The organism is Mesorhizobium sp. WSM4815 (assembly GCF_055811575.1).
The window spans coordinates 369721-390987 of the sequence record NZ_JBVVQS010000099.1 but is presented as its reverse complement, the minus strand read 5'-3'; the positions used below and the strand labels follow the sequence as shown (position 1 = coordinate 390987).

Below are 21267 nucleotides of genomic sequence, written 5' to 3'. Positions count from 1 at the left end.
ATCAGGTTTGAAGCATGCCTTCACTAAAAGACCTTCGTAACCGTATCGCCTCGGTCAAGGCGACGCAGAAGATCACCAAGGCGATGCAGATGGTCGCCGCGGCGAAGCTGCGCCGCGCGCAGGAGGCGGCGGAGGCAGCGCGCCCCTATTCGGAGCGCATGGGCGCGGTGCTGGCCAACATCACCCAGGCGATCGGCGGCGGCGGCGAGGCCCCGGCGCTGATGACCGGCACCGGCAAGGACGACGTGCATCTGCTCGTCGTCTGCACCGCCGAGCGTGGTCTGTGCGGCGGCTTCAATTCGCAGATCGCACGCCTTGCCCGCGACCACATTCGCAAGCTTTTGGCCGACGGGAAACAGGTCAAGATCATCTGCGTCGGCAAGAAGGGGTTCGACATCCTGCGTCGCGACTATGCGGCGCTGATCCTCGAGCGCGTCGACTTGCGCGAGGTGAAGACGCTGGGCTTCGTCAATGCCGATGGCATTGCCAAGAAGGTCATCCAGCTCTTCAACGAGGGCGGCTTCGACATCTGCACGCTGTTTTATTCGCAGTTCAAATCGGTGATCAGCCAGATCCCGACGACCCAGCAGATCATCCCGGCAGGCGTGCCTACCGCTGCCGCCGAGGCGACGGACGGCGGCAGTGCCGTCTATGAATACGAGCCGGAGCCGGGCGAAATCCTCTCCGATCTCATTCCGCGCAACATTTCCGTCCAGGTTTTTCGCGCTCTGCTCGAAAACGCCGCCGGCGAGATGGGCGCCAAGATGAGCGCCATGGACAATGCGACGCGCAACGCAGGCGACATGATCAACAAATTGTCGATCACCTACAACCGCCAGCGGCAGGCGCAGATCACCAAGGAATTGATCGAAATCATTTCGGGCGCCGAGGCGCTCTAGGCGCGCTCGCATGAAGGTCAGCGACCTTCAGGCGGATCGCGTGAGAAACAAAGAGACGAAAAGGGTAAAGACGATGGCGAAAGCAGCGACCCCCCAGAAGGCGGCCCCGAAGACCGCCGCGACGGCGGCAGCACCGGCAAAGGCTCCGGCAGCCGCAGCGAAGGCGGCTCCGGCCAAGAAGGCGGCAGCGCCCGCCAAGGCTGCCGCGGCGAAGGCGCCGACCGTTGCCATCAACAAGACCGGCTTGGCCGGCAAGGTTCGCCAGGTCATCGGCGCTGTTGTCGACGTTCAGTTCGGCGAACATCTGCCGGCGATCCTAAACGCCCTGGAAACGTCCAATGTCGGCAATCGTCTCGTGCTCGAGGTGGCTCAGCATCTCGGCGAGAACACGGTGCGCTGCATCGCCATGGACTCGACCGAAGGTCTGGTTCGCGGCCAGGACGTCTATGACACCGGCGCGCCGATCACCGTGCCGGTCGGTCCGGGCATGCTCGGCCGCATCATCAACGTCATCGGCGAGCCGGTCGACGAGGCAGGCCCGGTCGACGGCATCGAGATGCGCTCCATCCACCAGCCGGCGCCGACCTATGTCGAGCAGTCGACGGAAGCACAAATCCTGGTCACCGGCATCAAGGTTCTCGACCTGCTGGCACCCTATGCCCGCGGCGGCAAGATCGGCCTGTTCGGCGGCGCCGGCGTCGGCAAGACGGTGCTGATCCAGGAATTGATCAACAACGTCGCCAAGGCGCATGGCGGCTTCTCGGTGTTCGCCGGCGTCGGTGAGCGCACCCGCGAAGGCAACGATCTCTATCATGAGTTCATCGAGTCCGGCGTCAACAAGAAGGGCGGCGGCGAAGGATCCAAGGCGGCGCTCGTCTATGGCCAGATGAACGAGCCGCCGGGCGCGCGCGCCCGCGTCGGCCTGACCGGCCTGACTGTTGCCGAATATTTCCGCGACCAGGGCCAGGACGTGCTGTTCTTCGTCGACAACATCTTCCGCTTCACGCAGGCTGGCTCCGAAGTGTCGGCGCTGCTCGGCCGAATTCCTTCGGCCGTGGGCTATCAGCCGACACTGGCCACCGACATGGGCGCGCTGCAGGAGCGCATCACGACGACGACCAAGGGCTCGATCACCTCGGTGCAGGCGATCTACGTGCCGGCCGACGATCTGACCGATCCGGCGCCCGCGACCTCGTTCGCCCACCTTGACGCGACGACCGTGCTCAACCGCGCGATCTCGGAAAAGGGCATCTATCCGGCCGTCGATCCGCTCGATTCGACCTCGCGCATGCTCGACCCGATGGTCGTCGGCGAAGAGCACTACCAGGTCGCCCGCCAGGTGCAGTCGATCCTGCAGCGCTACAAGTCGCTGCAGGACATCATCGCCATCCTGGGCATGGACGAGCTGTCGGAAGAAGACAAGCAGACGGTGGCCCGCGCCCGCAAGATCGAGCGCTTCCTGTCGCAGCCCTTCTTCGTTGCCGAAGTGTTCACCGGCGCGCCGGGCAAGCTGGTCGATCTCGCCGACACCATCAAGGGCTTCAAGGGCCTCTGCAACGGCGACTACGACCACCTGCCGGAAGCCGCCTTCTACATGGTCGGCGGCATCGAAGAAGCGGTCGAGAAGGCACAGCGCCTGGCGGCCGAAGCGGCGTGATTGGTGAATGGTCAATAGTGAATTGTGAATGGGGAGCAGCGGACAGGAAATCGGGGCTGAGTGAAGGTCTTTCGGATCGTTCACCATTCACCATTCACCATTCGCTGAGTTGATCATGCCTGAAGCTTTCAAATTCGAACTGGTCTCGCCGGAGCGGCTGCTGGTTTCCGAGCAGGTCGAATCCGTCGTCATTCCGGGCGCCGAAGGTGAAATGACCGTCATGGCCCATCACGCGCCGGTCATGACCACGATCAAGCCCGGCGTCGTCACGGTAAAGACCGCGGAAGGCAAGGCAGAGCGCTACGTCGTGTTCGGCGGCTTTGCCGACATTGTTCCGGCCGGCTGCACGCTGCTGGCCGAATCGGCTGTAGCCGTCGGCGACATCGACCGCGCCGACCTCGCCCGCCGTATCCAGGAAGCCAGGGAAGACGTCGCCGACGCCAAGGACGACGAGACGCGCAGCAAGGCCGAGCAGTTCCTTAGCCAGCTCACCACACTCGAAGGCGCGATTTTGCCGGCATAGAGGCCACGAATCCTCGGCCGGGCGCCACTTCCCTTCTCCCCTTGTGGGAGAAGGTGGATTGGCGCGCAGCGCCAAGACGGTTGAGGGGTATTGGAAGAAATGAGGCGTCGGCGTTCTCGGGAACACCCCTCATCCGACCGCGCTTCGCGCGGCCACCTTCTCCCACAAGGGGAGAAGGGAAGTGCGTTGCCCAGCCCGTTCGCGATCTACCGCGCGCATGGCGCGTTGCAGGCCGGCCTCATGGCTTTTTACTGACTATCCCCAGCGCTGTGAAAGCAGCAGCCACGCCGCCCTGGCGCAGGCGTTCGAGATGGGCGGCCGCGAGGTCGATCAGCGTCAGGCGCTCGGCAGCGCCCTTGGCGAAGCCGGCCAGGTCGAACACCGCCACCACCGCTTCGCCAGCCGACAGATGCCGAGTGTCGAGTGCGGCCAAAGCCAGGTCGAGCGGGTCGGTGAAGTGGTTTTCCGGCAAGGCTTTGCCGCGCGCCTCGCAAGCCGCGATCCAGGCGGCGACCACCAGCATCAGATAGGCGGGCGGGGCACCGTCACTCATCCGCTCCATGGCCGAGGCAATGATGCGCTGGGGCAGTTTCTGGCTGCCATCATTGGCGATCTGCGCCGTCCGATGGGCGAGCGCGGTGTTCGAATAGCGCCTGGCAAGCTGGGCCGTGTAGTCGGTCGTGTCGAGCCCGGCGTCCTTCGGCAGTGTCGTGATCGCCTCGGCCCACAATCCGTCGACGAATTGCCGGATCGCCGGATCGGCGAAGGCGCGGTCGACCGTCTCATAGCCGCTGAGCAGGCCAAGATAGGCGATCGCCGAATGCGAGCCGTTGAGCAGGCGCAGTTTCATGTCCTCAAACGGCCCGACGTCACCGACCATGGTGACGCCGAACCTTTCCCAGGCCGGCCTGCCCGCCGGGAAATCGTCTTCGACCACCCATTGGCAGAACGGCTCGGTCATGACAGGCCAGGCGTCGACGACGCCGAGCTGGCCCGATATCCGTGCCCGGTCGGCATCGGTGGTCGCCGGCACGATGCGATCCACCATGCTCGACGGAAACGCCACTTCATCGGCGATGTGGCGGGCGAGATCGGTACCGCGCAAAGCGGCGAATTCGACCAGCAGCCGGCGCAGCGTGGCGCCGTTGGCCGGGAGATTGTCGCAGCACAGCACTGTGAATGGCTGGATACCGGCGGCGCGGCGGCGCGCAAGCGATTCGGCCAGAAAACCATGCGCCGTTCGCGGCATTTGCGGGTTGGCCAAATCGTGGACGATGTCGGCTTGGGCTGTGTCCAGTCCGCCACCCGCCGCCCTGAGATAGGCTTTTTCGGTGATCGTCAGTGTGACGATGGCGGTGCGCGGATCGGTCAGCGCGGCCAGCACCGCGCCCGGATCCTCCGGGGCCACCAGCATCGACAGGATCGAGCCGACGACGCGCAGGCTTTCGCTGTCGCTGCTCCTGACCGCCAGCGTGTAGAGCCCGTCCTGCGGCGCCAGCGCGTCGCGTGTGTCGGCGCTGCGCAGCGAGACGCCGACAATGCCCCAATCCGTCTCTCCTGCCGCCAGGCAATCGTCGACATAGGCTGCCTGATGGGCGCGGTGGAATGCGCCGACGCCGAGATGGACGATGCCGGGTACGACACGGTTGCGGTCGTATCCGGGGACCGCGACCGAGGCCGGCAATGCCTGCCGCGTGCTGTTGGAAAGGGGTCTGTCTGTCATCGTGCGATGGGTCTGATCGAGCTCGTGCCGGGCGTGGCAGGCATGCGGCGTAACATCCGTTTCGTTCCCGCACAATGGGCTGACGTTGCGTTAAAGTCATCATACAACAATCTATTTTTTGTATGTTGACATTATTTCTTTCCGACCCTACCGATGGCCGGGATGGGAGGAACGACGTGGCCGCATTGACCGATCCGGATCTGCTGTTTCCGTCGGAGGCGCGTCCGCTGTCGCTCGCCCGCGATCTTTACGCAGCTGTCAAGGATCTGCCGATCGTCAGCCCGCACGGTCACACGGATCCGCGCTGGTATGCGCTCAACGAGGCGTTTTCCGATCCAGCGCAATTGCTTGTTGTGCCGGACCATTACATCTTCCGCATGCTGTTCAGCCAAGGCGTCCGGCTCGAGGATCTCGGCGTGCCAACGCTCGACGGCTCGCCGGTGGAGACCGACGGCAGGACGATCTGGCGGCGCTTCGCCGAGCACTATCATCTGTTCCGCGGCACGCCGACGCGGCTGTGGCTCGACCATGTGCTTGCCCACCTGTTCGGCATCGAAGAGCCGCTGACGGCCGCAACCGCCGACGCCCACTACGACACGATCTCGACCTTGCTGCAGTGGGAGAATTTTCGCCCGCGAGCCCTGTTCGAGCGCTTCAATATCGAGGTCATCGCGACGACCGAAGGCGCGCTCGACGATCTCAGATGGCACCAGATGATCCGCGACAGCGGCTGGGAGGGCCGCGTCGTCACCGCCTACCGGCCGGACGCCGTCGTCGATCCCGATTTCGAAGGCTTTTCTGCCAATCTCGATCGACTCGGCGACATCACCGGCTGCGATACCGGCAGCTGGGCCGGCTATCTCGATGCGCATCGCCAGAGAAGAGCCTTCTTCAAAAGTTTTGGCGCAACCGCGTCGGATCACGGCCATCCGACGGCGGAGACCGCCAATCTGTCGGATGCTGCCGCGCATGAACTGTTCAACCGCATCCGCCGGGGCTCGGACGACGAGCGTGAGCGAAAACTGTTTCGCGCCCAGATGCTGACCGAGATGGCCAAGATGAGCCGCGACGATGGGCTCGTCCTGCAGATCCATCCCGGCTCCTGGCGCAATCATTCGCCTGCCGCCTTCCACAAGTTCGGCAGGGACAAGGGTTTCGATATCCCGACCAGAACCGACTATGTGACGGCGCTGAAGCCGCTGCTCGATTGCGTCGGGCTGGAGCGCGACGTCACCGTCATCCTCTTCACGCTCGATGAGACCAGCTATGCGCGCGAACTGGCGCCGCTCGCCGGCGTCTATCCGGCGCTGAAGCTCGGGCCCGCCTGGTGGTTCCACGACAGCCCGGAGGGCATGCGCCGGTTCCGCGAGATGACCACCGAGACAGCCGGCTTCTACAACACCGTCGGCTTCAACGACGACACCCGCGCCTTTCCATCCATCCCGGCTCGCCACGATGTGGCGCGTCGGGTCGATTGCGCCTTTCTTGCGCGTCTCGTCGCCGAGCACCGGCTCCGCGAGGACGAGGCGCACGAGCTGGCGCAGGAACTTGCCCATACGCTCGCGAAAAAGGCGTACCGGCTCTAACGGCGCTTGCCGCCATCGTTCAAACGGGAGGAACCAATGCTGCATTTTTCTAGACTGGCGGGAGCTACGCTACTGGCCGCCGCACTGATGGCCGGAACGGCAAGCGCCCAGACGGTCCTGCGCTCGTCCGACACGCACCCGGACGGCTATCCGACGGTCGAGGCTGTCAAATATTTTGGCGAGCTGGTGAAGGAGCGCACGGCCGGCCGCTATTCGGTCGATGTCTATCATTCCGCGCAGCTCGGTGAGGAAAAGGACACGATCGAGCAGGTGCGCTCCGGCGTGATCGACCTCAACCGCGTCTCGATGGCGCCGTTCAACGGACTCATCCCCGAAACCACCGTGCCCTCGCTGCCCTACATCTTCCGCTCGGAAGACCATATGCACAAGGTCATGGACGGACCGGTCGGCGACCAGATCGCGGCGGCGTTCGAACAGGTCGGGCTGGTGCTGCTCGCCTTTTATGACGGCGGCGCGCGCTCCTTCTACAATTCGAAGAAGCCGATCAACACTGTAGCCGATATGGCCGGCTTGAAATTCCGCGTCATCCAGTCCGACATCTTCGTCGACATGGTGGCCGCACTCGGCGCCAACGCGACACCGATGCCGTATGGCGAGGTGTATTCGGCGATCGAAACCGGGGTCATCGACGGCGCGGAGAACAATTTTCCGAGCTACGACACCGCCAAGCATGCGGAAGTCGCCAAGCACTATTCGCTCGACGAGCACACGATGGTGCCGGAAGCCTTTGTTATGGCAAAGTCGAGCTGGGACAAGCTGACGCCGGAAGACCAGGCGATCTTCAAGGCGGCCGCCAAGGAAAGCGTCGCCAAGCAGCGTGAGCTGTGGGCCGCCAAGGTCAAGGAATCGCGTGCCAAGGTCGAGGCGGCCGGTTCGCAGATCACGACGCCGGACAAGCAGGCCTTCATCGACGCGATGGGACCGGTCTACGAAAAGCACGTCAAGGACGACAAGCTGAAGGCGATGGTCGAAGCCATTAGGGCCGTTCAGTGATCAAGCGGCGGCGTGGGCATTCCGCGCCGCCACCCTCTTGCGGAGAGAACCAGTGACCTCCAGCTCAGAACAGAGACCGTCCCTGTCCGGCATCGCGCGCGTGATGTCGCGCGTCAGCACGGCGGCGCTGTGGATCGCCGGCATCGGGCTGGTGCTGATGACCGCCTTCGTCGCCTGGCAGGTGTTCGGCCGCTATGTTCTGAACCGCTCGCCGAGCTGGACCGAGCAGGGCTCGGTGATGCTGATGAGCTGGTTCATTTTCCTCGGCGCTGCCGTCGGGGTGCGCGAGAACTATCACCTCGGTTTCGACGTCCTGCTCTACGTGCTGCCGAAAGGCGGAAAGCGTTGGCTGAGGATGATCTCGGATCTCGTCGCGCTCGCCTTCGGCATCGGCATGATCTGGTATGGCAGCCAGCTGGTCGCGCTGACCTGGGGCGCCACCTTGCCGTCGCTCGGCATATCGGGGGGCTGGGACTACGTCCCGCTTGTCGCGGGAGGCGCGCTCATCGTGCTGTTCACGCTGGAGCGCATCGTGCTTCGCCTCTCCGGTGCGCCGATCGACGATGCGCTCGATGAGCTGCCGCCGGCGGAAGTCGCAGCCGAACTCGACACAGCCAACGTGAAGGTCTGACGCCATGGAACTCTGGATACTTTTTGGCGTCTTCACCGTCCTGATGCTCATCGGCACGCCGATCGCTTTCTGCCTCGGCGTCGCAAGCTTTGCCACCGTTCTCTATATCGGCCTGCCGCCGCTCATCGTGTTCCAGCGCCTGAATTCCGGGATGAGCGTCTTTTCGCTGCTGGCCATTCCGTTTTTCATCTACGCCGGCGACCTGATGGTGCGCGGCGGCATCGCCAGCAAGATCGTTGCCTTCGCCGGCTCGCTCGTTGGCCACATGCGCGGCGGCCTCGGGCAGGTCAACATCGCCACCGCTACACTGTTCGGCGGCATTTCGGGCTCCGCGGTGGCGGAGGCAGCGGCGGTCGGCGGCTTGATGATCCCGCAGATGAAGGCGCGTGGCTATGGAGCGGATTACGCCGTCAACGTCACATCGATGGCGGCGCTGATCGCGCTGCTGCTGCCGCCGTCGCACAACATGATCATCTACTCGATCTCGGCAGGCGGAAAGATCTCCATCGCCGACCTGTTCACCGCCGGCATCATCCCGGGCCTGCTGTTGGCCCTGGCGCTGATGATCACCGCCTATTTCGTGGCGCGCTCGCGCGGCTATCCGACCGAGCCGTTTCCCGGCTTCGCCGCGGTCGCGCATCTCTTCGCGGTCGCGGTGCCAGGCCTGCTGCTGATTGCGATCATCTTCGGCGGCGTGCGATCGGGTGTTTTCACGGCCACCGAGAGTTCCTGCATCGCCGTCATCTATGCGTTGCTCGTGACTGTCCTGGTCTACCGGCAGATGACCTGGGAAGGTTTCGTTCATGCCACCCATGGCGCCGTGCGCACCACGGCCATGGTGCTGCTCATCATCGGCATGGCAGCGGCGTTCTCGTGGTTGATGGCCTTCCTGAAAGTGCCGGCAGCGCTGATAGCCTCGATGAACGCGATCTCGGAGGATCCGCTGGTCGTGCTGCTCCTGCTCAACCTCCTGATGTTGTTTCTCGGCACCTTCATGGACATGGGGCCGACGATCATCATCTGCACGCCGATCTTCCTGCCCGTGGCGCAGGCCTACGGCGTCGATCCGGTGCATTTCGGCGTCATCATGATCCTCAACTTCGGCATCGGGCTGAACACCCCGCCGGTCGGCGCAGTGCAGTTCGTGGCGTGCGCGGTGGGCAAGATATCCGTCTGGGAAGCGATGCGCTCGATCTGGCCGTTCTATGGGGCCGGCCTCGTGGTGCTGGGGCTCGTCACTTACATTCCGGCCATCTCGCTATGGTTGCCGAGCGTCTTCAAATAGGGGCTGGCAATGGCATCGGATATGGCAATCAACCTGAAGGTCGAACGCAAGCCCAAGCTGTCGGAGACCGTGGTCGCGGCGATCCGCAAGCAGTTGCAGGCGGGCGAGATCCAGCCAGGCCAAAAGCTGCCGACCGAGGGTCGGCTGACCGAAACCTTCGGGGTCAGCCGCACCGTCATCCGCGAAGCGCTGGCCAAGCTTGCCGCCGACGGTCTGGTCGAGCCGCGCCAAGGCGCCGGGGTCTTCGTCACCGAGCACATTTCGACGATGTTCGGCACGCTGGCTGCGGACATCGGCAGCAAGGATTCGATCGCGCTCAACGTGCTGGAGGTGCGCCTGGCGATAGAGATCGAATCCGCCGGGCTGGCCGCTATCCGTCGCAATGCCGCGCAGGAAGCGGCGATCCAGGAGGCGTTCTTCGAGTTCGAGCGGCTGCTGTTGAACAGCGAGCCGACAGGTCCGGCCGACCTCGCCTTCCACCGGGCGATCGCCAGCGCCACCAACAATCCGTTCTATGTCGAGATGCTCGACGTGCTCGGCCGGCGCGCCATTCCTTGCGACGTGACATCGCCGTGGTCGACAGAACTCGCCCAATCCGACGCCTATCAGCGCGGCCTGCAAGACGAGCATCTGGTGATCCTGAACGCCATTACATCAGGCGATGCCGAGTTGGCGCGCGAAGCGATGCGCGCGCATCTCAGCGCCAGCCAGCAGCGCTATCGCGAGCGCCTGCATGCACGTCAGACCTTTTATGCCGATTCGGTCAAGGCCGCGGCAACCGAATGACCAATGAGGCAGCCCAATGGGACAGCAATGAATCACACTGAAAACCACACCGACTTCACCTCGCGCTTCGCCATCGACCCTGTCACCGCCGCGGCAATGGGGACGGACGAGCTCCGCCACAATTTTCTGATCGAAGGCCTGTTCCAGCCCGGCCGCATCGGCCTGGCCTATACGCATTACGACCGCATGATCGTTGGCGGCGCCATGCCTGCCGGGACACCGCTTCCGCTCCAGGCGATCAAGCCGACCGGAACAAAGAACTTTCTCGATCGCCGCGAACTGATCGCCGTCAACATCGGCGACGCCGGCATCGTGAAAGCCGGCGGCCAGTCCTACGAGCTGCAGCCACGCGACATGCTGTATCTCGGCATGGGCGCCAATGAGGTGTCATTCGCCTCAGTCAATCCAGCCGAGCCGGCCAAGTTCTATCTGCTCAGCGCGCCGGCGCATCAGAGCCATCGCAGCCAGCTGATCCGCATCGGCGATGCCAAGCGCCTCGATCTCGGCAGTCAGGCGACCTGCAACGAGCGCTCGATCTTCCAGTTCATCCATGCCGAGGGCGTCAAAACCTGCCAACTCGTCGTCGGCATGACCCAGCTCGCCCCAGGCTCGGTCTGGAACACCATGCCGTGCCATGTGCATGACCGCCGCATGGAGGCTTATCTCTATTTCGACCTGCCGGAGACGGCGCGGGTGTTCCATTTCATGGGCGAGCCGGACGAGACGCGCCATCTCGTCATGCGCAACGAGGAAGCGGTGCTGTCGCCGGGCTGGTCGATCCATTCGGGCGCCGGCACCTCCAACTACGCCTTCATCTGGGCGATGGCCGGCGACAATGTCGACTATACGGATGTCGACCCGGTAACGATGGAAGAGCTGCGATGAGCGACCTCTCGGCTTTCAGCCTGGCCGGCAAGCGCATTCTCGTCACCGGCGCCAACACCGGCATTGGCCAAGGCATCGCCCTGTCGATCGCGCGCGCCGGTGGTGCGGTGGTCGGCGTCGGCCGCTCTGCAATGGATGAGACCGCGGAAAAGATCGCTGCTGCGGGCGGCGGCTTCGAGGCGGTGCGCTGCGATCTTGCCGACCACGCCGCCGCCCAGGCGATGCTCGATCGCGTCTGGGACGAAACCGGGCCGCTCGACGGACTGGTCAACAATGCCGGGATCATCCGGCGCGCCGACGCCGTCGATCTGGGGCAAGCCGATTGGGAGGATGTCATGGACGTCAACCTGAAGACGGTGTTTTTTCTCAGCCAGAGCTTCGCCCGGCGCGTGCTTGCCGATCCCGAACGGCGCGGCAAGATCGTCAACATCGCCTCGGTGCTGAGCTTCCAGGGCGGCATCCGCGTCGCCTCCTACACCGCCTCGAAACATGGCGTGCTCGGCATCACCCGGTTGCTCGCCTGCGAATGGGCGTCGAAAGGTATCAACGTCAACAGCATTGCGCCCGGCTACATCGAAACCAACAACACCGAGGCGCTACGTGCCGACCCGGACCGCAGCACGGCCATTCTGGCGCGCATTCCAGCCGGGCGCTGGGGCGGACCGGAAGACATCGGCGACGCTGCCGTCTTCCTGCTGGCGCCGGCGTCAAACTACATGCATGGCGCGGTGGTGCCGGTGGACGGCGGCTGGCTGGCGCGATGAGGAGCATGACGAGGATGTGGCGATGATCGGAACGAAGATCTTTACGCATGCCGGCGAGGGCGCGTGGACGCCGACCCCGGATGGCAATCGCAGGCGTGTGCTGCTGCACACGGACGAATTGATGATGGTCGAGTTCGGGTTCGACAAGGGCGGTGTCGGTGCGCTGCATTCGCACCCGCATGTCCAGGCGAGTTATGTCGCCGAAGGCCGCTTCGAGGTCACCATCGACGGCACGACCGAGATCCTGGAAACGGGAAGCAGCTTCATTGTCCCTTCCAATTTGATCCACGGCGTCAAGGCGCTCGAGGCCGGCCGCCTCGTCGACAGTTTTACTCCGCACCGCGCCGATTTCCTCGACTGAAAGTACGACAACGCCCGCAGGTCACTGCGCGGCGGCAGCCTGTTTCGGAAGCAAAAAGCCCGCGCCTCCGGAGAGACGCGGGCGTGTTGCCTGGGCGCTTGTGGCGCCGCGGTACTCAAAACATCACCGCAGGACCTGAACCTGCCGAATCATGGTGAAGATAGGATTAATTGGCCCGAGCCGTTGCGCGATATTCACAGCCAAAGTGAATAGAGGCTGGAATCACGCTCGCATATCCGCCAATGAGGGAGATAACTTTTCAGACGGAGCCGACGGAGACAGGACTTGAGGAGCGTTCGAATGTCCGAATCGGCTGTCCAAGCGGTCACCCGACGATTCGCCTGGGAGCTTTGGCAGGTCACGTCGCCGCTGACTCGGGCCGTTCCCCCAATGCCTTTTCGGGCAGCGCCGATCATAGAAATTCCCTGATGCAGGCAGCGGCGGCGAGCGTCCCGGCGGAGGATCCCAAGCGGCGCGTCCTGAAGGACGTGTTCGGCTTCGACGATTTTCGTCCCGGCCAGGACGCCGTGACTGAGGCGCTGCTGGCCGGGCGTCATGTGCTGGCCGTCATGCCGACCGGCGCCGGCAAATCGCTCTGCTACCAGGTCCCGGCGCTGGTCCTGGGCGGCCTCACCATTGTCGTTTCGCCGCTGGTGGCGCTGATGCAGGACCAGGTCGCCGCATTGCGTCTTGCCGGCGTGGCGGCCGATACGATCAATTCCTCGCTCGACCGCGATGCCAATGTCGCCGCATGGCGCCGCGTCGCGGCGGGCCAGACGCGCCTGCTCTATCTTGCACCGGAGCGGCTGATGACCGCGCGGATGCTCGAGGCGCTGGCCAGGCTCGACATCCGGCTGATCGCTGTCGACGAGGCGCATTGCATCTCCCAATGGGGGCCGTCGTTCCGGCGCGAATATGAAGAGCTGTCGCGGCTGCGCGAAATTTTCCCTGATGTGCCGATCATTGCGCTGACGGCGACAGCGGACGAGGCGACGCGCACCGATATCGCCGCACAACTGTTCGCCGGGCGCGTCGAAACCCTGGTGCTGGGTTTCGACCGGCCGAACATCAAGCTTGGCGTCGAGGCCAAGCAGGACAGCAAGCGCCAATTGCTGGGCTTCGTGCAGCGTCATGCCGACCGCAGCGGGATCGTCTATTGCCTGTCGCGCAAGAAGACGGAAGAGATGGCGGCGTTCCTCGAGAAGAACGGCGTGCGCGCCCTGGCCTATCATGCCGGCATGAGCAAGGAGGCGCGTGAAGCAAATCAAAACGCTTTCATGACCCTGTCGGGCGTGGTGATGGTGGCGACCATCGCCTTCGGCATGGGGATCGACAAGCCTGACGTCGCCTATGTCTTCCACACCGACCTGCCGGGCAGCCTCGAAGCCTATTATCAGGAAATCGGCCGCGCCGGCCGCGACGGGCGGGCTGCCGAGGCACATATGCTCTTCGGTCTCGGCGACATTCGCATGCGGCGGCTTTTCATCGACGACGAGGACGCGCCGGCGGAACATAAAAGGCGCGCGCATGGCCGGCTCGATACGCTGATCGGCTATTGCGAAACGGCCCAGTGCCGTCGCCAGATCCTGCTTGGCTACTTCGGCGAACCAGCAATGCCTTGCGGCAATTGCGACAACTGCCTCGACCAGACGCCGCACGCGGATGGCGAAGCGGAGGCGCGGATCGTCTTCGCGGCCATTGCGCAGACCGGCGAGCGCTTTGGCGCCGTCCATGTCGTCGATGTTCTGCTCGGCCATGAAACCGAGAAAGTCCTGGCCAGGAACCACCACAGGCTTGCCAGCTTCGGGACCGGCGTGGCGCGCAAGAAGGATGTCTGGCAGTCGCTCATCCGCCAGCTCGTCGCGGGAGGGTTTCTGACGTTGGACTCAGGCGGCCATGGCGGCCTTGCCATCGCGGAAAAGGGCCGCGAGCTGGCCCGTGGCGAGGTCCCGTTCCGGTATCGCGTAGAGGTGCGGAACCGCGCGGCACAAGACAAGACTCGTCCCACCCCGAATGCTGCCGCGGGCACTGAAGACTTGGATACCGCGCTTTTGGCCACGCTCAAGGCGGTTCGGCTGCGTCTCGCCCGGGAGCGCCAGGTGCCGGCCTTCGTCATCTTCTCCGATCGCACGCTGATCGATATGGCCGAACGCTGCCCGCGCGACCTCGACGCCTTCGCAGCAGTTAACGGCGTCGGTGCCGCAAAACTCAGGGAATTCGGCGAGATCTTCCTCGGCGCAATCGCTGCGCACCAATCCCGTGGATCGGCCTGAGACAGCCAAGGATCAAGTTCGCGGTGCTGCAGCAGGTCAATTTGCGAGACAGCATTTCTTCGCTTTCTTGCCGCTTCCACAGGGACATGGGTCATTTCGTCCGACATGGCGCAAAGGATTTGTGACCGGCGCTGTCAGGCTCGGCAACTCGTCGAGCCAGGTTTTTTCAGGGAAGGGCGAGTGCAAAATCTTCCTTGCCAAAATACTCAAGGTGGCTGGTCCATTCCAACGCTTCAAGCACATCGTCGATATAGCCGAGACCGGTCCGCTCGAATCGATCGAGGTCGTTCGGGCTTTGCTCGGCTGCCCGGAGATCGTCTTCGAAATCACTGAGTTCAAGCATGCCCATTGGGACGCGGCCGTCGTCCCACGCGCTGTGAACCAGCGGCGCCAGATTCGCGCAAGCCAAGCCGGGCGATTGCCTCCAGCCAGGCGATCCAGGCGAAATCGTCGTCACCGGCCAGCCTCTCGGTGTGGAATCGCTCGAGAAAATCTCGCATTCGGTCACGCTCGATGCGGCCTTCCCAGGTCAGGAAGGTCGCTGCGCCCAAAACTGCATCGCGGACGTATTCATCGACAGAGCGGTCGCTGATCAAGCTGAACAAAGCGTCGGCGTCGCCATCAAATACGCCGGCGACGATACGCGCCATGCTCTCGGTCACCACGTCGCCGAGCAGGTCATCGAGCTCGCGTCCCGGACGGCGCAGCAGGCGCAACAAGGGCCCGAACGTTCTAGTGTCGCGAGCGCCGCCCAGGATGTAAATGCCTCGCAGGAGCCGCATCTCATCATCCCGCGACAGATCCTCTCCTTCGGCCGCTCTTGCGATGACCGCCCGCAGCGCGGGAGCGGATTCTTCAATCCTTGCGATGCAGTGGGCGATGGCGACGTCCGGAAATTGCCCTTTGCGTGCCAGGTCATGCAGTTGATCTTCAATCGGACCCAGATCGAAGCCGGGCCCGCCACGGCCAAGGACGGTTTCCAGCTCTTCCTTCTTCAGGGCATCCTCGCTGTCGTTCGTGCTTGGCAAATCTACGACAGACCGGTTGCCTTTCAACAGTTCATCCGCCGCACGAACGGCAAATACCTGTGCAGAAGGTCTCAGACTCGCGGGATCGCTTCGACAATGCTCGGCCTTCGGCAGCAGGCGCCGCAATCAGCACCTGCTTCGTCTCACAGCTGCGATCGCAGCCTCCTGCTGCTGCAATTGCTCGATTTTCGCGTTCTGGCGGGCAGTGACGGTAGTGGCGACACGCCGGGCTCCCCATAGCCAGTTCGGAATGTTGGTTTTCGCGACTTTGCCCCGGGTGATCGCTGTCGCCGACAGCTCCTTGGCGACTTCGCCCATGGCCACGTTGAGTTCGACGCAACTCATCCTGTCGTATTTCGCTGCATCAAAGGATGCATGGAAGGGCGAAGCGCAACCTCCGACAAACACGAGACTGCATGTCAGGGCCGTGGCTGTAGAGATGGCTTTCATTTTATCAAGCAGATTTGATGCCGGACGGGCGAATGAGGCATGTGAACCTCTACAACACTCTGCCCTGGGCGTCATTCCCCTATTCATCCTCGAAGAATTTCGAGAGAGTCGCTGCAGTCTGGTGAGGGTGCTCTTCTGGAAAGAAGTGCCCGCCCGGAACGGGACCTCCTTCAACTCTGTCGGCCCATTTCCTCCAGATAGCCAGCGGGCCGCCTTGCTCCGCATACCAGGTCTCGAGGCCGCCTTGGCTACTCCACAGTGCCAGGAGCGGACATTTGATGCGACGACCGTTTAGCTGGTCCAGCGCGTCATGCTCACGATCGATCGTGGCAGCGGCCCGATACTCTTCGCAAATCGCATGAATATGAACGGGATCGCGAAGCGCCTTGACATAAGCCTCCCTGATCGTTGCAGAGAACATTTCTGCCGGCGATCCCCACTGCACAATCGCATTGTCGACGATGGCATCGGGCGCCGCGCCGATCAGCCGCTCCGGCAGCGGTTCCGGTTGCGCAAGAAGGCTCCAGGGCCAGAAGCCGAGAGCCAGTCTGGCATCCGCCCTGTCCCACGCGGCGGCGGTCGGGATGACGTCGAGGACCGCGACCCTGGATACCTCATCGGGGTGATCGAGTGCCAGGCGATAGGCGACCCGCCCACCGCGGTCGTGTCCGGCAACCATGAACCGCTCAAAACCCAACTGCTGCATGACTTGAACCATGTCTGCGGCCATGGCGCGTTTGGCGTATGGGCTATGATCGGCCGAGGAGACCGGGCAGCCACTTTGCCCATAGCCGCGAAGATCGGCGGCGACGACTGTGAAGCGGGGCGCCAGGGCCGCGGCAATATCCCTCCACATCAGATGCGTTTCTGGAAAACCATGAAGCAGCAGCAGCGGCGGACCGGTTCCGCCGACCCTTGCGAAAATGGTCGTGTCGTCCAGTTGCAAGCTGGTGGCCCTGAAACCTGCAAACACCGTTTTTCTCCTCGGTGTGCCTCAGGCGACAACGCACAAGGTGGCAGAAGGATCACGGTCGGCTGCTTTGCCTGAATTTGTGGCGGCCCTGGAATTCTCCTCAATTGCCAGGTACGGAAACTGCGGCCACTGATATTTCGATCGGCGCATCCCATATAGCGCCAGAGTGTCGCTTGAGGATTTGCCAAGATGATTTCGCGTTCGAGCCGGTTTGCCGTTTTGTTTGCAGGACTGTTCCTGGCTTTTTCCATGGTCACGGCCGATTACGCCGAGGCGCGGCGTGGCGGCAGCTTCGGCAGCCGCGGCACGCGCACGTTCCAGTCGGTTCCGCCGACCAGGACAGCGCCACAGCCGGCCGCGCCGGTCGAGCGCTCGATGACGCCCAACACCGCAACGAACAATGCGGCGCGCCAGACACCGGCAGCCCAACGACCAGGGATCTTCAGCGGCCTCGGCGGTTCGATGATGCGCGGCCTGCTGCTCGGCGGTCTGATCGGACTTCTTTTGGGCCAGGGGTTCGGCGGCTTGGCTGGCATGTTGGGCCTGCTGCTGCAAGGACTGCTGATCGGCGGCGCGATCATGCTGATCATCCGCTTTTTCCGGTCGCAATCGGCACGCAACCAGGCGCCTGCCATGGCCGGCGTTCCCCAGGGCATGGGCAATTTTGGGCGAAACGCGGCAGCCCAGCGCGAGGCGGACAACGTCACATCTTTCCCCATTCCAGGCATCGGGCCTGGCTTTGGCCGGACGGCTCCAGCCAACGATCAAATTACGATGACGCCGGCCGATCTCGATACATTCCAGCAGCGGTTGACCGAAGTTCAGGAAGCGTTCGGGCGTGAAGACCATGCTGGCTTGCGCCGGCTGGCGACCCCCGAGATGGTGTCGTACCTGTCCGAAGAACTTGCCGACAATGCCAAAAACGGCATCAGGAACGAGGTGTCGAACGTCAGCCTGCTGGAGGCCGATATTGCGGAGAGCTGGCGGGAAGATGATCGTGACTACGCGACGGCTGCCCTGCGCTACGAGTCTCTTGACGTGATGCGTGATCGCGCCACCGGCAAGATCGTCGCCGGCGAAGCCGATCGGCCGACGGAAACAACCGAACTGTGGACCTTCACGCGCCAGAACGGCGGCGACTGGAAGCTGGCGGCAATACAGCAGCCCTGACCGATACGCTGCAGCCTCGGCGGTTCACGTCCTCTGGCGATGGCTTCAGTGGCAGGAACGTCGAAGCCCGCGGCATCGATAGTCACTCGCGATGGCGCAGCGCATCGACCAGGGCAACGAAAGCAGGCGAGGATTGCCGGCGGCTCGGATAATAGAGATGGTAGCCATCCCAATAGGGCGACCATCCTTCCAGGACCCGCGCCAGCCGACCTTTGGCGATGTGGGGAAGGGCCATTTCTTCCGGAACATAGCCGAGGCCGCGGCCGGCCAGCGCGGCGTCCAGGACATGAAAGATGTTGTTGAAGACGAGCTGCCCATCGACGCGAATTTTGATCTCGCGGCCGTTCTCCTCGAACTCCCACACATAAAGAGCCCCGGACGTTGGAAAACGGTAGTTGATGCAATTGTGCTGCACGAGGTCCTGCGGCTTCTCCGGCGCGGGATGCTCGGCAAAGTAGGATTCTTCGCCGACGACCGCGAAGCGGAAATCCGGTCCGATGCGAGCCGAGATCATGTCTTTCGCAAGCTGTTCGCCCATGCGGATCCCGGCGTCGAAGCGCTCCGTCACGATGTCGGTGAGGCCGTTGTCGAGCAGGAGTTCGACCTTGATGTCGGGATATTTCGGCAGAAAGCGTTTCAGCTTGGGCCAAAGGATGCTGCTGATTGCATAGTCGGGCGCTGACAGCCGGATGGTTCCGGCGGGCTTTTCTCTCAGTTCGTTCAGGGCATCGACCTCGATTTCGATCTGGTCAAAGTGCGGCCCAATCCGCTGCAAAAGCCTCTCACCCGCCTCCGTGGGAGCCACCGCGCGCGTCGTGCGGGTGAGCAGGCGAACGCCAAGGCGCGCTTCGAGCTGGCGGATGGTGTGGCTTAGCGCCGATTGCGATATGCCGAACCGGGCTGCGGCGCGCGTAAAACTACGCTCCCGAGCAACAGCCAGGAACGCGAGCAGATCATTGACATTCTGCCGCGACACTCATGAATCGTTGTAATAGCCAGAACTCGATTATACCGGATAAATCGAAGGCGAACACAGAGACTTCATGAGCGGCAGCTATTCAATCCGCCGCTCGCCCCCGGCGACGAACTACGAGCGGATTGCGCAGGTTTCAGTCGGCGCGTTCAACGCGGATGGTGACCGGACCGGGACGGTCAAAGATCGAGACATCGCCAGTGACCTGCCCGAGCCTGATGATGCCAGGCGCCGGGAGGCGACCGCTCCGATAGTAGATCACGAAATGATCGGAACTCCACAACCCAAGCGTGCCGACAGAGAACTCGCGCTGCCGCGCCAGCTCGGGCAAGGCGGAAGGCAGATTGCCGGTCTTTTCCTGGCGCAGATGATCGGACATCTCGATCGTGAGCGGCAGCATCTGCGCCAGAGATCTTGCGGCCTCGTTATCGGCGAGATCGGCTGTGACCTCGCCCCAATCCGAAGAAATGCGAATGCGTTCTTGAGCCATGGCAGATCCAGCCGTTCCGAGTGCGATAACAGCGGCGTTCAGCAATAGTTTCAGCATGCCGTGTCTCCCGATCTATGCTGATGGAGCCTGTACCGTCTGGTACAGGCTCCATCGCGCCGTTCACGCAGAGAGATGCTGATTGAAGAAGCTGGTCAGCTTGTCGAACGGGATCAGGTCGACGCGATCGTAGAGATCGACGTGCCCGGCGCCGGCAACCCACACAAGCTCCTTCGGCTCGGCCGCTCGCTTGTAGGCATCCTCGCTGAACTCGCGCGAGTGAGCCTGATCGCCGGCGATGAACAGCATCGGGCGCGGCGAGATCGTCTCGATGTCGTTGAACGGGTAGAAATTCATGAACTTGACATTGCTGGTCAGCGTCGGATGCGTGGTGATCTGCGGGTTTGCGCTTGCGGGCGTGAATTCACCCCGCGGCGTGCGGTAGAAGTCATAGAACTCCCGCTGGATCGGATGGGTGTCGGCGGTCAGCTCATGCACCGTGCCGCTGGTATATTCGACCTCGCCGCCTTCAAACTCTGCCCAGCGCCGCTCGGCAGCTGCAGCAATGGCCTGCTTGCGCTGCTCGACGCTCAGTGAATGGTTAAGCGCGTTGCGGTTGGCGGCCCCCATATCGTACATGCTGACGGTTGCGACGGCGCGCATCCGCGGGTCGATCTTGGCGGCGCTGATGACGAAGCTGCCGCTGCCGCAGACGCCGATCGCACCGATGCGGTTTCTGTCGACGAATGGCCGTGTGCCCAGGAAATCGACCGCGGCGCTAAACGCTTCGGCGTAGACATCCGGCGAAACGATCTGGCGGGCCTCGCCCTCGCTTTCGCCCCAGAACGGCAGGTCTATGGACATGGCGACGAAGCCCTGTTCGGCCATCTTGGTGGCATAAAGATTCGCGCTCTGCTCCTTCACCGCACCCATCGGATGCCCGACGACGAGCGCCGGATGGCGCGCATTGCGGTCGAGCTTGTTGGGAATGAACAGATTGCCCGCAACGTTCATCTCGTATTGGCTCTTGAAGGCGATCTTTTCCAGCGTCACCCGATCACTGGTGTAGAAGTTGTTGGCGCCGTTTGACATGTCTTGAGCCTTTGCGAAGGGGATTTTGAACAGCGACGCCGCACCGAGCGCGGCAACGCCGGCGCCGGTCAGCTTCAGGAGATCACGCCGGCCAAAGTCGACACTGGACTGCGCCGTGCTCTCGATTCCGATCTGCTTGTTCATGCCTGTCTCCTTTGATCGTCCTGAACTGTCGCAGGCCTGCCGGGCCATGCTCATTTCCTCGGCATGCGCGACAGTGTTGCGAATGTGTGAAATAGAATAGCGACGACGCCGGCGATCGATTAGACGGCAAAATCCGCATGTCGTTATGAGGATGATTCATCAATCGAATAGCGCAGGCTCGTCCCGAAGGTGAACAGATTCGTCCGCCTCCGGCCGCATCTGCATGCACAGGAAGAAGATCGTCACCGTGCCCGCCGATCAAAGGTTCGGCGTCAACGGGTTCGACGATGGCATTTGGCCCTTGAGCCTCATGCCCTATGATCTTGGATACTTCGACCTGGGACAGAGGACATTGGCAAAGCCCCATCCCGCATTCTTGGCGCAGCCGGGATGCTCGCACCTATGGTGTATAATGCCGGGGCGTGACGGGCTCCATTGCATCCGGAAGTCGGATCAGTTCGTCACTCATGCTATGATCCTTCCTTCTGAGCAGGAGGTGGACTAGCCACCTCTGCGAACGGTGCGGAAAGCACGAGTTCATGCATGTCGAGACGCAAAACCAA

At 63.0% G+C, this 21267-nt stretch carries 22 protein-coding genes; 13 read left to right on the top strand and 9 right to left on the bottom strand.

The window, feature by feature from the left end; genetic code table 11:
* Positions 1-14 precede the first annotated feature (14 nt).
* The 3 genes from AC0L2B_RS25190 (at position 15) to AC0L2B_RS25180 (ending at position 3079) form a co-directional block, all read left to right on the top strand.
* Entirely contained in the window at positions 15-899 is an 885-nt protein-coding gene (locus tag AC0L2B_RS25190) for a F0F1 ATP synthase subunit gamma (protein WP_473607408.1), read from the top strand.
* A gap of 73 nt (positions 900-972) precedes the next feature.
* Positions 973-2556, top strand: a complete 1584-nt coding sequence (atpD, locus tag AC0L2B_RS25185) for a F0F1 ATP synthase subunit beta (RefSeq protein ID WP_027154564.1) — start codon at positions 973-975, stop codon at positions 2554-2556.
* 115 nt (positions 2557-2671) lie between these two features.
* Positions 2672-3079, top strand: coding sequence for a F0F1 ATP synthase subunit epsilon (locus AC0L2B_RS25180; protein ID WP_027154563.1), 408 nt, complete (start codon positions 2672-2674; stop codon positions 3077-3079).
* A gap of 238 nt (positions 3080-3317) precedes the next feature.
* Here AC0L2B_RS25180 and AC0L2B_RS25175 read toward each other — a convergent pair whose 3' ends face one another.
* The gene (locus AC0L2B_RS25175; protein WP_473747213.1) at positions 3318-4802 is read right to left on the bottom strand and encodes a mannitol dehydrogenase family protein; all 1485 of its coding nucleotides are present in this window, start codon (positions 4800-4802) and stop codon (positions 3318-3320) included.
* 176 nt (positions 4803-4978) lie between these two features.
* Here AC0L2B_RS25175 and uxaC point away from each other — a divergent pair, with 176 nt between their 5' ends.
* From uxaC to recQ, 9 genes are all read left to right on the top strand, one after another.
* On the top strand, positions 4979-6388 hold the full coding sequence (gene uxaC, locus AC0L2B_RS25170; protein WP_473747212.1) for a glucuronate isomerase: 1410 nt from the start codon (positions 4979-4981) through the stop codon (positions 6386-6388).
* A gap of 36 nt (positions 6389-6424) precedes the next feature.
* A complete protein-coding gene (locus AC0L2B_RS25165; protein ID WP_473747211.1) occupies positions 6425-7402 on the top strand; it encodes a TRAP transporter substrate-binding protein in 978 nt (325 codons plus the stop codon).
* A 103-nt stretch (positions 7403-7505) separates the two neighbouring features.
* Entirely contained in the window at positions 7506-8033 is a 528-nt protein-coding gene (locus tag AC0L2B_RS25160; RefSeq protein WP_091600171.1) for a TRAP transporter small permease, read from the top strand.
* A gap of 4 nt (positions 8034-8037) precedes the next feature.
* Positions 8038-9318: a TRAP transporter large permease gene (locus AC0L2B_RS25155; protein ID WP_292597357.1), complete on the top strand. Its 1281-nt coding sequence runs from the start codon at positions 8038-8040 to the stop codon at positions 9316-9318.
* A gap of 9 nt (positions 9319-9327) precedes the next feature.
* Positions 9328-10104: a FadR/GntR family transcriptional regulator gene (locus tag AC0L2B_RS25150; protein WP_473747210.1), complete on the top strand. Its 777-nt coding sequence runs from the start codon at positions 9328-9330 to the stop codon at positions 10102-10104.
* Between the two features lie 27 nt (positions 10105-10131).
* On the top strand, positions 10132-10989 hold the full coding sequence (gene kduI / locus AC0L2B_RS25145; protein ID WP_473747209.1) for a 5-dehydro-4-deoxy-D-glucuronate isomerase: 858 nt from the start codon (positions 10132-10134) through the stop codon (positions 10987-10989).
* Complete coding sequence (gene kduD, locus AC0L2B_RS25140) at positions 10986-11753, top strand: 2-dehydro-3-deoxy-D-gluconate 5-dehydrogenase KduD (RefSeq protein WP_287072167.1); 768 nt, start codon at positions 10986-10988, stop codon at positions 11751-11753. Before kduI ends, kduD begins: the two co-directional genes overlap by 4 nt.
* Positions 11754-11775: 22 nt before the next feature.
* Positions 11776-12114 (top strand): cupin domain-containing protein, encoded by a 339-nt coding sequence (locus AC0L2B_RS25135; RefSeq protein ID WP_473747208.1) that lies wholly within the window; start codon positions 11776-11778, stop codon positions 12112-12114.
* Positions 12115-12542: 428 nt separating this feature from the next.
* The gene (recQ, locus tag AC0L2B_RS25130) at positions 12543-14387 is read left to right on the top strand and encodes a DNA helicase RecQ (protein ID WP_473747207.1); all 1845 of its coding nucleotides are present in this window, start codon (positions 12543-12545) and stop codon (positions 14385-14387) included.
* Between the two features lie 36 nt (positions 14388-14423).
* Here recQ and AC0L2B_RS25125 read toward each other — a convergent pair whose 3' ends face one another.
* Genes AC0L2B_RS25125 through AC0L2B_RS25105 form a run of 5 tightly spaced genes read right to left on the bottom strand, consistent with a single transcriptional unit; the run spans position 14424 to position 16838 of the window.
* Complete coding sequence (locus AC0L2B_RS25125) at positions 14424-14630, bottom strand: SEC-C metal-binding domain-containing protein (RefSeq protein WP_473747247.1); 207 nt, start codon at positions 14628-14630, stop codon at positions 14424-14426.
* Positions 14554-14736, bottom strand: a complete 183-nt coding sequence (locus AC0L2B_RS25120) for a hypothetical protein (RefSeq protein WP_473747250.1) — start codon at positions 14734-14736, stop codon at positions 14554-14556. The genes AC0L2B_RS25125 and AC0L2B_RS25120 overlap by 77 nt, the downstream gene beginning before the upstream one ends.
* On the bottom strand, positions 14723-15541 hold the full coding sequence (locus AC0L2B_RS25115) for a DUF1186 domain-containing protein (RefSeq protein ID WP_473747206.1): 819 nt from the start codon (positions 15539-15541) through the stop codon (positions 14723-14725). Before AC0L2B_RS25115 ends, AC0L2B_RS25120 begins: the two co-directional genes overlap by 14 nt.
* Entirely contained in the window at positions 15542-15940 is a 399-nt protein-coding gene (locus AC0L2B_RS25110) for a hypothetical protein (RefSeq protein ID WP_353817245.1), read from the bottom strand.
* A 4-nt stretch (positions 15941-15944) separates the two neighbouring features.
* Positions 15945-16838 carry an alpha/beta fold hydrolase gene (locus AC0L2B_RS25105; RefSeq protein ID WP_473747205.1) on the bottom strand — a complete coding sequence of 298 codons (894 nt, stop codon included), beginning with the start codon at positions 16836-16838 and terminating at the stop codon, positions 15945-15947.
* A gap of 189 nt (positions 16839-17027) precedes the next feature.
* Here AC0L2B_RS25105 and AC0L2B_RS25100 point away from each other — a divergent pair, with 189 nt between their 5' ends.
* Positions 17028-18008, top strand: coding sequence for a Tim44 domain-containing protein (locus tag AC0L2B_RS25100; RefSeq protein ID WP_473747203.1), 981 nt, complete (start codon positions 17028-17030; stop codon positions 18006-18008).
* 82 nt (positions 18009-18090) lie between these two features.
* Here AC0L2B_RS25100 and AC0L2B_RS25095 read toward each other — a convergent pair whose 3' ends face one another.
* From AC0L2B_RS25095 to AC0L2B_RS25085, 3 genes are all read right to left on the bottom strand, one after another.
* Positions 18091-18984 (bottom strand): LysR family transcriptional regulator, encoded by an 894-nt coding sequence (locus tag AC0L2B_RS25095; RefSeq protein WP_128248059.1) that lies wholly within the window; start codon positions 18982-18984, stop codon positions 18091-18093.
* A 133-nt stretch (positions 18985-19117) separates the two neighbouring features.
* Entirely contained in the window at positions 19118-19528 is a 411-nt protein-coding gene (locus AC0L2B_RS25090; protein WP_473747202.1) for a cyclophilin-like fold protein, read from the bottom strand.
* Positions 19529-19591: 63 nt separating this feature from the next.
* On the bottom strand, positions 19592-20704 hold the full coding sequence (locus tag AC0L2B_RS25085) for an alpha/beta hydrolase (protein WP_473747200.1): 1113 nt from the start codon (positions 20702-20704) through the stop codon (positions 19592-19594).
* Positions 20705-21267: the final 563 nt, after the last annotated feature.